The organism is Arachidicoccus ginsenosidivorans (genome assembly GCF_007971385.1).
GTDB classification, from domain to species: Bacteria; Bacteroidota; Bacteroidia; order Chitinophagales; family Chitinophagaceae; genus Arachidicoccus; species Arachidicoccus ginsenosidivorans.
Genome location: NZ_CP042434.1, coordinates 889,457 through 902,539 on the forward strand (window position 1 = coordinate 889,457; position 13,083 = coordinate 902,539).

15 protein-coding genes and 1 pseudogene are annotated in these 13,083 nt (G+C 42.2%); 1 reads left to right on the forward strand and 15 read right to left on the reverse strand.

Annotation, left to right across the window (positions count from 1 at the left end):
• Positions 1-121 precede the first annotated feature (121 nt).
• From FSB73_RS03430 to FSB73_RS23985, 5 genes are all read right to left on the reverse strand, one after another.
• Entirely contained in the window at positions 122-709 is a 588-nt protein-coding gene (locus FSB73_RS03430) for a TlpA family protein disulfide reductase (protein WP_146780130.1), read from the reverse strand.
• 23 nt (positions 710-732) lie between these two features.
• Complete coding sequence (locus tag FSB73_RS03435; RefSeq protein WP_146780131.1) at positions 733-957, reverse strand: hypothetical protein; 225 nt, start codon at positions 955-957, stop codon at positions 733-735.
• 145 nt (positions 958-1,102) lie between these two features.
• Positions 1,103-1,519, reverse strand: coding sequence for a hypothetical protein (locus tag FSB73_RS23975; protein ID WP_225974450.1), 417 nt, complete (start codon positions 1,517-1,519; stop codon positions 1,103-1,105).
• A 44-nt stretch (positions 1,520-1,563) separates the two neighbouring features.
• Complete coding sequence (locus FSB73_RS23980; RefSeq protein ID WP_225974760.1) at positions 1,564-2,289, reverse strand: lyase family protein; 726 nt, start codon at positions 2,287-2,289, stop codon at positions 1,564-1,566.
• Positions 2,259-2,435 (reverse strand): hypothetical protein, encoded by a 177-nt coding sequence (locus tag FSB73_RS23985; RefSeq protein WP_225974451.1) that lies wholly within the window; start codon positions 2,433-2,435, stop codon positions 2,259-2,261. Before FSB73_RS23985 ends, FSB73_RS23980 begins: the two co-directional genes overlap by 31 nt.
• A gap of 34 nt (positions 2,436-2,469) precedes the next feature.
• Here FSB73_RS23985 and FSB73_RS03445 point away from each other — a divergent pair, with 34 nt between their 5' ends.
• Positions 2,470-3,090 (forward strand): gluconokinase, encoded by a 621-nt coding sequence (locus FSB73_RS03445; RefSeq protein WP_225974452.1) that lies wholly within the window; start codon positions 2,470-2,472, stop codon positions 3,088-3,090.
• Positions 3,091-3,164: 74 nt separating this feature from the next.
• Here the strand turns inward: FSB73_RS03445 and FSB73_RS03450 are convergent, their stop codons facing one another.
• The 10 genes and pseudogenes from FSB73_RS03450 to FSB73_RS03490 form a co-directional block, all read right to left on the reverse strand.
• Positions 3,165-3,824 carry a TMEM175 family protein gene (locus tag FSB73_RS03450; RefSeq protein WP_146780132.1) on the reverse strand — a complete coding sequence of 220 codons (660 nt, stop codon included), beginning with the start codon at positions 3,822-3,824 and terminating at the stop codon, positions 3,165-3,167.
• 771 nt (positions 3,825-4,595) lie between these two features.
• Positions 4,596-5,723: a M20 family metallo-hydrolase gene (locus tag FSB73_RS03455; RefSeq protein ID WP_146780133.1), complete on the reverse strand. Its 1,128-nt coding sequence runs from the start codon at positions 5,721-5,723 to the stop codon at positions 4,596-4,598.
• 99 nt (positions 5,724-5,822) lie between these two features.
• Positions 5,823-6,614, reverse strand: coding sequence for an acetylglutamate kinase (gene argB / locus FSB73_RS03460; protein ID WP_146780134.1), 792 nt, complete (start codon positions 6,612-6,614; stop codon positions 5,823-5,825).
• A 139-nt stretch (positions 6,615-6,753) separates the two neighbouring features.
• Complete coding sequence (locus FSB73_RS03465) at positions 6,754-7,782, reverse strand: Rossmann-fold NAD(P)-binding domain-containing protein (RefSeq protein ID WP_146780135.1); 1,029 nt, start codon at positions 7,780-7,782, stop codon at positions 6,754-6,756.
• Positions 7,783-7,910: 128 nt separating this feature from the next.
• Positions 7,911-9,066, reverse strand: a pseudogene (locus FSB73_RS27395) (aspartate aminotransferase family protein).
• Positions 9,067-9,116: 50 nt separating this feature from the next.
• Entirely contained in the window at positions 9,117-10,109 is a 993-nt protein-coding gene (gene argC, locus FSB73_RS03475; protein ID WP_146780136.1) for an N-acetyl-gamma-glutamyl-phosphate reductase, read from the reverse strand.
• A 38-nt stretch (positions 10,110-10,147) separates the two neighbouring features.
• Positions 10,148-11,368, reverse strand: coding sequence for an argininosuccinate synthase (locus FSB73_RS03480; protein ID WP_146780137.1), 1,221 nt, complete (start codon positions 11,366-11,368; stop codon positions 10,148-10,150).
• Between the two features lie 93 nt (positions 11,369-11,461).
• On the reverse strand, positions 11,462-12,046 hold the full coding sequence (locus tag FSB73_RS03485; protein WP_225974453.1) for a GNAT family N-acetyltransferase: 585 nt from the start codon (positions 12,044-12,046) through the stop codon (positions 11,462-11,464).
• Entirely contained in the window at positions 11,995-12,219 is a 225-nt protein-coding gene (locus tag FSB73_RS23990; RefSeq protein WP_225974454.1) for a hypothetical protein, read from the reverse strand. The genes FSB73_RS03485 and FSB73_RS23990 overlap by 52 nt, the downstream gene beginning before the upstream one ends.
• A 395-nt stretch (positions 12,220-12,614) precedes the next feature.
• Positions 12,615-13,010, reverse strand: coding sequence for a hypothetical protein (locus tag FSB73_RS03490; protein ID WP_146780138.1), 396 nt, complete (start codon positions 13,008-13,010; stop codon positions 12,615-12,617).
• Positions 13,011-13,083: the final 73 nt, after the last annotated feature.

Sequence of the window (13,083 nt, forward strand, 5' to 3'; positions counted from 1 at the left end):
AAAAGCGCCCACCAAAAGCCGGCCACTAGCCTTAACTTTTGGTGGGCGCTTTTAATGGGCACTTCTTTTTTACATGCTCCCCAATTTCTTACTTTCTTAGCGGTTTTACGGAGTTATCAGTTCAGGGCTTTGCCTGATCTGTCGTTGCTACAAGCATGGCCAATTCCCTTTTAATCGATTTGAAATTTCCGGTCTTAACGATTTTGCCTTCTTTATTTACAAGGATTTTTGTCGGAAACATTGATACACCCAGCGCATTCTCTATATAGGACCGGCCGTCCGGCACAATTAGAAACGCAAATCCAGTACGTGTTAAAAACTGCTGAATTGTCTGTTTATCATCTAGACATAGACTTAAAAAGATCACGTCAGGTCTGTTCTTATAATGATAGACCCAACGGTTCAGATCCGGCATTTCCCGCACACAGGCACCGCATTTTACGAACCAGGTATCAATTACCAATATCTTTCCTTTGCAATTTGCACTCGTATAATTTCCCCCCTCAATCGTAGTTAGATTAAAAGCAGGCAACTCCGTTCCTTCCTTCTTAAAGTCTTTTAAAGCCATGGTGGTCATTTGCCGGATAACATCCGGTATACTAGTCGCTATGTTTTCAGGCAATGGCCTTAACTGATAGGTATACTGGCCCTGATCATAATCTGTTCTCTTTTTTTGAGCTGGCTGAACGACTTTTGTCAATACGGGCATATAATTGCCGGTATTGAGCTGCCTTAAAAATCAGATTTAGTTATTTGTCTGCTGTTAGCAGCTAAAGGTATAAATTCCCTGGTCAGATCAACGCTATCATACCAGTAGCTCCAAAAGGTCTCAAAATTTTTGGTTAGTGCAATTACATCTGGGTTTAGCTTGGTAATAACTGGTTTATTGTCCCCGGAAATGGCCAATCCTTTCACGGTGTTATCTTTAGTGGTGCCAGCCTTTCTAGTGTCAGGCACCGTGTTGCAGCTTATGACTATCAGGCTCAGGCTTATTATAAAACCTATAATAAAACAGGTTTTATGCTTACTATATATGCGCATATTTTCCCTTTATTAATGTGGAGAATATTATTGCCAGATATCACACACCTTAAGGTGCTAATTAGCTTTTCAGTAGCTGCTCGATTGCCCGATGATAGGTCGTAAAATCAAAGCTTGCAATCGCCTTATCCATATTCCCCTTGATTTGCTCCGTGCACAGATTACCGATACTGCCCTCATGGGTGTGATGCACCTCAGTAGAATATTCAAAGTTGCCGGCTTCAATACCAAGACCCACTTGCTTATAGGCATCTCTGAAAGGCACACCAGCAAGTACTAGCTTATTGACTTCTTCTACACTAAAGATGTATTTATATTTAGGATCTTCCACAATGCCTTTATTAACTTCCATATGGCTGATCATCAGCCCCGTCATTTCAATGCAATTATGGAAAGTCTTAAAAGCAGGGAAAAGATGTTCTTTTAAAAGCTGTAGTTCCCTATGATAACCGGAAGGCAGATTGGTGGTCATCATCATAATCTCATTAGGGAGTGCTTTGATGCGGTTGCTGTAGCCACGGATCAGCTCAAAACATCCGGATTTTTCTTATGGGGCATAATGCTACTGCCCGTGGTCAGCTCCGGTGGAAAAGAGATAAATGAAAAGTTTTGAGACAGATAAAGGCAGCAGTCCATGGCCAGTCTGGCCAGGGTCTCTGCGATGCCTGCCATGGCCATGGCGGTTACCCGCTCGGCCTTTCCTCTACCCATCTGCGCGTAGACAACGTTATAGTTCAGATCAGCAAATCCCAACAATTCTGTAGTCATCTTTCTGTTGATCGGAAAAGAAGAGCCATATCCGGCTGCCGAACCCAGTGGGTTTTTATTGACAATCTGGTAGGCGGCCTGCAGGTTCAGCATATCATCAGCCAGCCCTTCCGCGTAGGCGCCCAACCAAAGACCAAAAGAAGAAGGCATGGCGATCTGTAAATGTGTATAGCCAGGTAGCAAAACATCCTTATACGCTTCACTCTTTTCCATCAGCAGATCAAAGAGTGCCCGCACATCCTGGGTGATTTTTTCAATTTCTGAACGTAAAAAAAGTTTTAGGTCAACCAACACCTGATCATTACGGCTTCTGGCAGCATGGATCTTCTTACCCGTATCTCCTAGTTTTTGCGTCAGCAAAAATTCTATTTGTGAATGGATATCTTCCACATCTTTCTGGATAGTAAAATCTCCTTTTTGTATTTCTATATAAATATCTTTTAAGGCGGCTAATAAGTCATTTTTTCCTGGTCTGTCAATAGGCCAATAGTGGAGAGCATGGTAGCATGGGCCATATTACCCAGCACATCAAAGGGAGCCAGCTGCGTATCAAACTGTCGGTCCTGCCCGACCGTAAAATCTTCTACTTCTTTTAATGCAGTGGTACTTTTTGCCCAGAGTTTCATCGCTAATGCTTTTTAATGATTGATATCCTTATCTGTGTTTTCTTCCGGCCAATTTGTCGGAAGCCTTGATTTTCTATGCAAAGAAACAGCTTTTAGGGCGGATTATGATATCTTTGAAAGACAAAAACTGGAAAAGATGCAGGGAAAATGTATAATTGTAATGGGTGTATCGGGTTGCGGTAAATCTACCATTGCCAAAGCCATCGTGGGTAGGACAGGCGCTGTTTTTTTGGAAGGAGATGACTTTCACTCTAAGGAAAATATTGCCAAAATGCATAGTGGGCACCCTCTCAATGATCAGGACAGAGCCGGATGGCTGGCAGCCATCCATGATAAGATCCTTGAACTAACGGGTGCTGGCAAAGAGGTCATCGTATCCTGTTCTGCCTTAAAGAAAAGCTATCGTGACCGACTAAGAGATCCACGCTATCCCATCTTGTTTATCTACCTGAAAGGTTCTTTTTCCCTGATTCACAGCTGGATGGTGGCCCGAAAAGGCCATTTTATGCCCGCAAAACTGCTCAAAAGCCAATTCGACACCCTGGAAGAGCCTGATGCTACCGAAAAAGATATTGTTACCATTCACTTACAACCCAATCTTAAAAAAGAAATTCATCAAGTATTTGACAGACTTCGCGGCCGGCGTTATATATGAGGAAGATGATTGCCCTAACCTAGCTGCCAGCAGTATTTGTAATACAAAGCTAGCCTAATGCTTTGCTTTTGCTTTTAAAGCTTTTTTTCCTTGGGATCGTCTTTGATCAGTCTGAAATAAGCGGGAATTAAAAATAGCAAATACCTTCCCCAGACAGCATTAAATGCCCAACATACAAATAAAGAACTCATAAAAGCAAACGGCAAAATAAGCGCTCGTAGTTTGGCATTTCTTACAAACCTTTTAGGGAATACCTGCTTGCAAACAGGATTGCCCGGCCTCGTAATATATACCCAGATTAAGAAATTCGCTAATCCACAAAGCGTGATATTAAGGCTGTAAATCAAAAATGGACCAAGCAATTGTACATATTCCGGTGAGACATATGTACTGTAAACCTGGGTAGAAAAAGGCATTAGAACAATGGCCACTAACAGTACTAAATTTAAAAATATCAGCTTGGGTGAGTAGTCCGTAATATAACCAAATACGGAATGGTGCTTGGACCAATAAAGACCAATCAGGGCAAAACTCATAAAAAATCCAATAAACTGAGGCCTCAAATCTGACATTCGGGCGGCAAAAGATGCATCCGTCTTGGGTAATCCATCCAGACTGGGTGGGTGAATTTCAATGATAAGTAGGGTAATGGCAATTGCAAATACTGCGTCGCTGAATAAAATCAGCCGGTCCACCTGGAATCTTTTTCTTTCTTCTGTCAGCAAATCATGCATCACACTAAGACTTAATTGGTTCTAAATAAGGTTATTTTCTCCTGATTATTATGCTAAAATTAAGGCGGCAGGGGCAAAACAATGCATATTTCCCCATATTTTTCTATTGATTTTGCCATTTTTTAGCTACTTTTAAATCGAAGTCAAGGCAAAAACGCCGGATTTTGGGGACAGATTCCCCACAAACCCTTAAAAATTTACCTGTGATGGAGGAGAAAAAAACAAGGGCAAACACAATCTATTCGATCTGAAGCATCTGAATAAAAGTAAAGTAATCTGGCTCAGCGTCCTTTGGGTCATCGCTGTCATCTGTTGCCTTATTTATATGAGCGACTTTTTCACCAGATCGGTATTTACCAGAAGATCATTTACCCTCTGGGTCATCCTGATCGCCTCAGCTTACACCCTTATAAAAATTCATCGGACCTATAACCGGCAAAAACGAGGGGAAGAAATTACTTAATTAACGTCCATGTAGCAAAATAGTCTATACACAAAATATTGGAAGTCAGCTTCCAATAAGCCCATTATTTTATAAAAAATAGCCATCAACGAATATCACAAATACTGTCTCCATCGCTGCCAGTGCTGTTTACATACCATTCAACAAGAACAATACACACACAAAATCAATGACTTAGCCTATTTAACTGACCGGATAATTTGCTACAGGCTAATAAGGCTACCTCCATAATTATTAATGGAAAACAGAAAATCAATTAAAAAAAGCCATTTAAACGTTTCGTTTAAATGGCCTTTTTTAACGCATGCTTAATTGAACTTTGTGGATTCCAGCATTTGAATATACCTTTCAATGCCTTTTCTAATCTCCTCTACAAAAATAAACTCATCTGCTGTATGTGATCTGGCACTGTCGCCCGGACCACATTTAAGTGCAGGGAAAGGCATCAGTGCCTTGTCAGAACAAGTAGGTGATCCATAAGGCTTTGCACCAAGTTTTATACCTGCCTGAACCAGGGGATGCTCCTCTTCTATTCTTGTAGATCTAAGCCGGATACTTCGTTCCTTAAAATCACTTTTTATATTTTCTCTGATGATTGCCAGTACCTCCTCATGGGTATAGCAATCTGGCAGGCGAATATCCACCACAAAACTACATTCAGCGGGTACGACGTTGTGTGCCTTGTTTTCAGTTTCAATAACCGTTACGGTCTGGTGTACTTCGCCCAGCCATTTGGAATCTTTGGGATATTTAAAGGTCTCAAACCACTGGATATCCTTTAGGGCAATATAAAGCGCATTTTCACCTTCGTTGCGGGCGGCATGTCCTGCCCTGCCCTGCGCCTTGGCATCCAGGACCATTAGGCCCTTTTCTGCAATGGCCAGCTCCATTTTAGTGGGTTCGCCTACAATAGCTGTAAATCTGTCCTGCTGCCCTTTAAAATCCGGGTGATGCAAACTGGCTAAAAACTCATAGTGTTTTAACAGGGCCTCGATACCATCTTTGCCGGTGATCTCCTCCTCTGCAGTAGCTGCAAGGACCACATTAAAGGGTAAGGCTGCATTATCATAAAAATGGACAAAGGTGGCAATCAGTGATACCAGGCACCCCCCGGCATCATTGGAACCCAATCCATATAACTTACCTTCCTCTATATCAGGCACAAAAGGCGAGCGGGTATATTTAGGATTGGGTTTTACCGTATCGTGATGCGAATTCAGAATAACAGTGGGCTTTAGCGGGTCAAAATATTTATTGATTGCCCAGACGTTATTCAGGTATTGTTTGGCGGCAATGCCTTTATTATGTAAAAAAGTCCGGATAATCACGGCCGTTTTATCTTCCTGTCTGGAGTAGGAAGGCGTCGCAATTAACTCTTTGAGCAAACTTACTGCATCCTCATATAATCCTTGGATGCTTTCAGATGAATGTTCCATGCGTCTTTGTTTTCCAGGTATTTTAGCTGTACCTGACTGGCTTTGGCATAAAACCAAAGCTGTCTTTTACCGCTTAATGCACCTGTGTTTTATTTTTGTTTAATAAATGATGAGCGTACCTGTAATCTCTGGCGTAGTATTGGCAGCCAGATCTTGGCTATCGCCAATCAACACTTCTTTGACGCCACTACCAATGGCGGCAAAAGCATTGTCTATTTTGGGAATAATCCCTTCAAATAATTTCTTTTCTGCCAGCAGTTGCTGATATAAAGGTGGATCTATTCGGTGAATCACCGAATGATCATCCTCCACATCAAGTAATACCCCTTTTTTCTCAAAGCAATAGATTAAACGAACATCATAGTGTTTTGAGAGCGCTACGGCTAGTACTGAGGCAATGGTATCTGCATTGGTATTGAGGATATGCCCCTGGCTGTCATGCGTTAAAGCTGCAAAAACAGGGGTAATATTTTGCTGGAGCAGTGCGCTTAATAGTGCGGTATTTACCTGGCTTTCCTGGATATCACCTACCCAGCCAAAATCAATTTCTTTAACCGGTCGCCTAACGGCCGGCAGTACATTTCCATCTGCGCCGGTAAGGCCGATGGCATTTTCATTTAATGCCTGCAAACTGGCTACAATCTTTTTATTAACCAGGCCACCATAAACCATGGTGACCAAATCAATGGTTTTATCATCGGTAATTCTTCTTCCCTGATGATAGTTGGGTTCTATACCCAGCCCGTGGCCTATTTTGGTGGCAATCTTGCCGCCTCCATGTACCAGGATCTTTTTTCCTTTCACCCGGGCAAATGTGTGGAGAAAATCTTGTAATTTCTCCGGGTCATCGATCACATTTCCCCCAATCTTAATAACAAATAATTGTTCCATATTTTTATTCAAAAGTAAATGCTGTGTCAGACCCGTCATCCAATATTTACCTTTTTGATCGCCTGAGCCCGCTGTCGAGCCCGCTTAGTAAAGCGGGTCCCACAGGGACCTTTTGCTGGAACAATACAGTGTTCTAATGTTAGCGTCGTAATAATTCGCTGATAACCGCCTGGGCTGCCCAGACCCGGTTACCGGCCTGTTGAGTTACAATGCTATGGGTACTGTCCAGTACCTCATCACTGAGTTCGACATTTCGACGAACAGGTAAACAATGCATGACTTTCGCCTGGCGTGTCAATTGCAATTTTTCAACAGATAACATCCAGGATGGGTCATTTTCAAAAATCTTTCCGTAATCATTATAAGTACTCCAGTTCTTGACATAAACAAAATCAGCATCTTTTAATGCTTTATCTTGATCATATTCAATTCTGGCCCCATTTGTAAACTCAGGTGCCAGTTCATATTCACCAGGATGCGAGATTACAAATTCGCTTTTACCCTGCCAGGCACACATCCACTGGGAAAAGCTATTGGCCACACACTGTGGCAACGGTTTTACGTGGGGCGCCCAGGTAAGCACGACTTTTGGCTTACGCCCTTTAAAATCCGCCGGGCGCTGCAGCGTCTGCTCGGTAATCGTAATCACATCTGTGAGCGATTGCAAAGGGTGCAATGTTGCACTTTCCAGGCTGATTACCGGCCTGCCGCAATATTTAATAAACTCACTTATATAAAGTTCACTGTAATCGTCCGTTCTGTTGACCAAAGACGGAAAAGTACGGATACACAAAATGTCAAAATAACTCCCTAAGATTGGTGCCGCATCTTTTACATGTTCTGAGGTGCTGCCACTCATAATGGCTCCTTCCTCAAATTCCAACTGCCATCCTTCCTTATCCACATTAAAAACAATGGCTTCCATGCCTAAGTTTCTGGCCGCGATCTGCGTACTTAAGCGCGTTCTTAAGCTGGGATTTAAAAATAGTAACCCGATGCGTTTTCTGGCACCTAGCTGGCTGTCCTTATAAGGATCCGCTTTATATTCAAGCGCCTTGCTTACGAGTGCATCTATATCAGATACATCCGTTGCTGTGGTAAACTTGCCGGTTAAAAGAGAGCCGGTTTCTTTTAATTTGACAGACCCCGCGGGAATTGATTCTTCCATTTTCCGAATTAATTAAAACGATTAATTATTGACCAAATTACAAAAAACAAAAAACAAAAAATACAGACTTGTATGGTAGCGCACATTTGTACTAAGGCACACAAGTGCGGTAAAGATAATTAATTTTTTCAGGCCTTCACTGTTAGCTGACTGAGTTCTTCCACTGTTTCACCCAGAATTTCCAAAAACTGCTCCAACTCAGCTTTACTGATTGCTAAAGAGGGCAACAACCTAACCACATTTGGTTTGGCGGTTCCGGTAAAGACCTTTTTGTCAAACAAAAGATGTTTACGCAAATCCTTTAATGGCCCCTTAGTATCAAAACCAATCATCAAACCTTTTCCCCTGATGTTTTCAAGACCAGGTATTTTTGCCAGTGATTCCATCAGAAACTGACCATGGTTAGCCGCTTGCTGGATCAGGTTATCTGATTCCATTACCTCTAGTACAGCCAGTGCAGCCGCGCAGGCCAGGTGATTCCCCCAAAAGTGGTCCCCAGCATGCCAAAAGACGCCTTTATAGCAGGTGAGATCAAAATACCCCCTATAGGAAAACCGTTGCCCATCCCTTTGGCCATTGAATAAATATCTGCCTGCACCCCGCTATGGTCGTGGGAGAAAAATTTACCGCTTCTCCCATAGCCACACTGTACACTATCTGCAATAAATACAGCCTTATATTTATCACAAAGTGTGCGGATCAGTTGCAGAAAATGATCTGTCGCAACTCTGATCCCCCAACGCCCTGAATGCCTTCCGTAATGACGGCTGCCACCTGATCTCCACTTTTCTCAAAATAGGCCAAGAGTGCCGCCTCATCATTAAAAGGTAAAAAGTCAATATTTGAGGTTTCATTTACAGGAGCTACAATGGACGGATTATCTGTGGCCGCTACCGCAAGTGAAGTTCTGCCATGAAAGCTGCCTGTAAAAGCAACGATCTTTTTTCTGCCCGTATGAAAAGAAGCCAGCTTGAGTGCGTTTTCATTCGCTTCAGCTCCGCTATTACATAAAAATAATTGATAATCCTTTTTGCCGCTGATTTGACACAGTTTATCTGCCAATTGCTGTTGCAAAGCAATATGTACAGAATTAGAATAAAAAGCAATCTGGTGTAATTGATCCTCTATGCGTTTTACCCAGTGTGGATGGGTATGGCCGATGGATATGACGGCATGACCGCCATACATATCTAAATACGCCTGCCCCTTGTCATCCCATACCGTGGATCCCAGGGCTTTTGTGATCGTAATATCATAAAGTGGATATACTGGAAATAAGGACATAATCTTTTGATTTTAATCGCATCTTAACTGTAAAAGTTAATGACGAGGATTTAAAAATAATTGGCTTTTAAATTAAGGCCTGTTGCTTCATCCAGACCAAAGATCAGATTCATATTCTGAATGGCCTGTCCTGAGGCGCCTTTTAGTAAATTATCTGTTGCGGAATGTACCACGAGTTTAGACCCGACTTTTTCCAGATAGAGCACACATAGGTTGGTGTTCACGACCTGTTTTAAAAAGATCGGCTGTTCACTGACAAAAGTAAAGCGCGCATCCTTATAAAAATCCTGGTACAACTGGTTGAGTTCAGCAAGTTCCAGGTCACAGGTGATTGTAGAACTCACGAATATTCCTCGGGGGAAGTCTCCGCGCCATGGCACAAAATTGATCACTTCTTTATTCTCCGCCCAGGTGGGCAGACTCGGCTGCAACTGATGCAAGGACTGTTGAATCTCATCCAAATGCTGATGGGTCAGGGTTTTATAAGCCTGAATATTATTCGCTCTCCAGCTAAAATGAGAAGTAGCAGATAGGGACTGTCCTGCACCGGTGGAACCGGTGATGCCTGTCGTATAGACTTCACTGAGCAGACCTGCTTTAGCTAATGGAAGTAAACCCATCTGGACACATGTAGCAAAACAGCCTGGATTCGCCACATTACCAGCTTTTATGATGGCCTCTTTGTTGATCTCTGGTAAACCGTAAACAAAATCCCGGCCTTTAAACTGTTTATCTTTCACCAATCTAAAATCATTGGCCAGATCAATAATTTTAATTTTCGGATCAATCTCGTTTTCTTGTAAAAACTTTTTGGAGTTCCCGTGTCCCAAACAAAGGAACAGTACGTCTACATCAGCGGAAAGTTCTTTGGTAAATATCAACTCCGGGTGATCAATCAAATCCTGGTGAACCTTGCACACAGGATTCCCGCCATTACTTTTGCTATGCATAAAAGTCAGCTCCACCCCTGGATGGTTAATTAGTAATCTGATTAACTCTCCCCCTGTGTAACCGGCCGCACCGATAATTCCAACTTTTATCATAATAACTCCTTTCTTAATTTATATAAGTAATACTTTGCTTATTGTGTTTTTTCTTGCGCCTCTTCGTTCGCTTCGCTGGCCTTAATGGATTCATATATGGCCACTTGATTGCCAAAGATTTTACTAAAACCCCTGACATCTTCCCCGGTCCAGCCACTGTTCATCTCGCCATACTTACCAAATTTGGCGCTCATCAGATCAAATGGAGACTCGATACCCAGCACCTGAAAACGATAGGGATATAACTGGATAAACACATCACCTGTTACATGCTTTTGCGCACTGGTCATCATGGCTTCCATATCCCGCATCACCGGATCCAGTATCTGCCCTTCATGCAACCAATTGCCATAGAAGGCAGCAATCTGATCTTTCCAGCTTAACTGCCATTTGGTAAGAACATGTTTTTCCAGACTGTGATGCGCCTTGATGATGATCACCGGCGCTGCAGCCTCAAATCCTACACGGCCTTTAATACCAATAATAGTATCTCCCACATGGATGTCGCGACCAATGCCAAAAGGTCCTGCAATTTGTTGCAGCTGCTGAATGGCTTTTGTCGGATGGTCAAATTGCTGACCATTCACAGCGGTGAGCTCTCCTTTGACAAAACTGAGTTTTAAGGATTCAGGTTCCGTTTTCGTTACCTGGGTAGGCCAAGCCTCATCTGGTAAAAACCCGTTGCTTGAAAGGGTTTCTTTCCCCCCAACGCTGGTTCCCCAAAGCCCTTTGTTGATGGAATAGGCTGCCTTTTCAAAATTCATCTCCACTCCTTTTTCTTTCAGGTAGGCGATTTCCGCTTCGCGGCTGAGTTTTAAATCGCGAATCGGCGTGATGATTTCAATACCTGGGGTTACTGTATTTAGAATCATATCAAAACGTACCTGATCATTCCCGGCTCCTGTGCTACCATGTGCCACAGCGTCCGCACCCAATTTTTTGGCATGCTCAGCCATATGCAGGGCCTGCACTAATCTTTCAGCACTGACACTTAATGGATAGGTATTGTTTTTAAGTACGTTTCCGAAAATCAGATATTTAACGATCCGGTCGTAATAGTTTTCAATGGCGTTTACAGCAGTATGGGTTTTGACACCTAGCTGATAAGCATGTGCCTCAATTTTTTTGAGTTCATCCTCAGAGAAACCACCTGTATTGACAATAATAGAATGTATGTCGTAGCCTTTGTCCTGAAAATGCTTCACACAAAAGGTGGTATCCAGTCCACCACTAAATCCAAGTACGATTGATTTGGCCATTGTTTAAATTTTCAATATTTGTTTTCCAGTTCCAGGGACCGCATTTTCAATTTTTGTCAAATTAGTCCACGACCCGGAAAGTGGTAATATAATTTATAATCCTATTTTTTCAAAAAATCCCATAAAAGGTTTGTTATGCGGCTGTGCTGCCTGGACCTTTTTGGCATTATTATCTTTTTTTCTAAAGGCCTGTAAAAACTTATGCTGTTTTAACCTAAGCAGCCTTTCATAAATTTTAGATTTCTCTTTAAAATGCTCTTGTGTTTCTTCAGGCTGGTAATGATCTTTGGGATCAAAGAGCATGGCTGTGCACATACAATTCTTACGGTTTTTACTCATCAGAATGTCGTAATTGACGCAACTTTTGCAGCCTGCCCAAAAGGCTTCATCATCGGTCAGCTCACTATAGGTCACAGGTTCATAGCCCAGGTCTGAATTAATTTTCATCACAGCCAACCCAGTGGTTAAGCCAAAGATCTTTGAATCAGGGTATTTTTTTCTGGACAGCGCAAAGGTATTTTCCTTGATTCTTTTAGCGACACCGCTTTTACGAAAATCAGGAGAAACAATCAGCCCGCTGTTGGCCACAAATTTGCCATGACTCCACTCCTCAATATAACAGAAGCCTACCCATACGCCGGAGGTGGTAAGGGCAATAACGGCCTTTCCTTCCAACATTTTTGAGCAACATATTCTGGAGAGCGTTTAGCAATACCGGTTCCACGAACTTTGGCAGATGAGGCCATCTCATCTACGATTTGCTGGGCGTAATGCGTATCACCTTCACAGGCTACACGAACTACAATATCATTATTGTTGTTGTTATTATTATTCACGGTTGATAGATACACTAATGGTATAACAATTAAACTCCACCGCCCTAAAAGGCGAAGTTTGTGGGTTACAAAGTAAGGCTCTATATAGGGATATAGAAATTAAAGCCTCGGTCGTCGGCTTACTGGAAAAAATGAGCGGGGTGCATTAACAATAGAAATCTTAGCACACATAAAGACGATATGCGTGTCATTCAGATTGTAGTATTTGTGATAATTTTTCAACTTATCTTAAAGATGAAATGTGAATCAAAATTGTTAATTTGCTTTTGCGCAGTAAAGGTACACTACATATATGGACTACAAACATTTTTGCCAAAAAATTTGTGGAATTTTGACATTAAGGCAGATATTTAGCCAAAATCGGCCCTACTACTAATGTTTGTTTGGCCTGATCTTCCTTAATTTTAAGGTCAGAGGTTACCGCTAAAGGTATATTTAAGGTCTACTTTCCAACCTTGATCCGTCTTGACTGACTTCAGTTTTCGGGTGATTTTATCATAAGAGTTCTGGTAAGTGATAATTTCTTCAGTGGGAGATACCGCTTCATCATTTTGAACAATGATATTAGCACTGCGGTACTCCACCCGCTGATCACTGTTATTATGATAGTACGCTTCTTTTAGTTTTGCCAGCTGGGCATTATTGGTGGAATCTGGTTGCAGGTAATAGCCCGCTTGTTTAAAGTCACCTTTCAGACAACCGCCTAGAAACTGCTGTGCGGCCACCAGTGCGTTATCTGCCGGGGCAAAATCCTGATCGGAACCACAAGAACTAAAATAGTCAGACCCAAAAACAGTGCGAAACAAACGGCGTATTTCATGACCAGTAAGGATGATTTGAATGAAAAATGGAATTCCAGAGCGACTTTATTAAATTTGC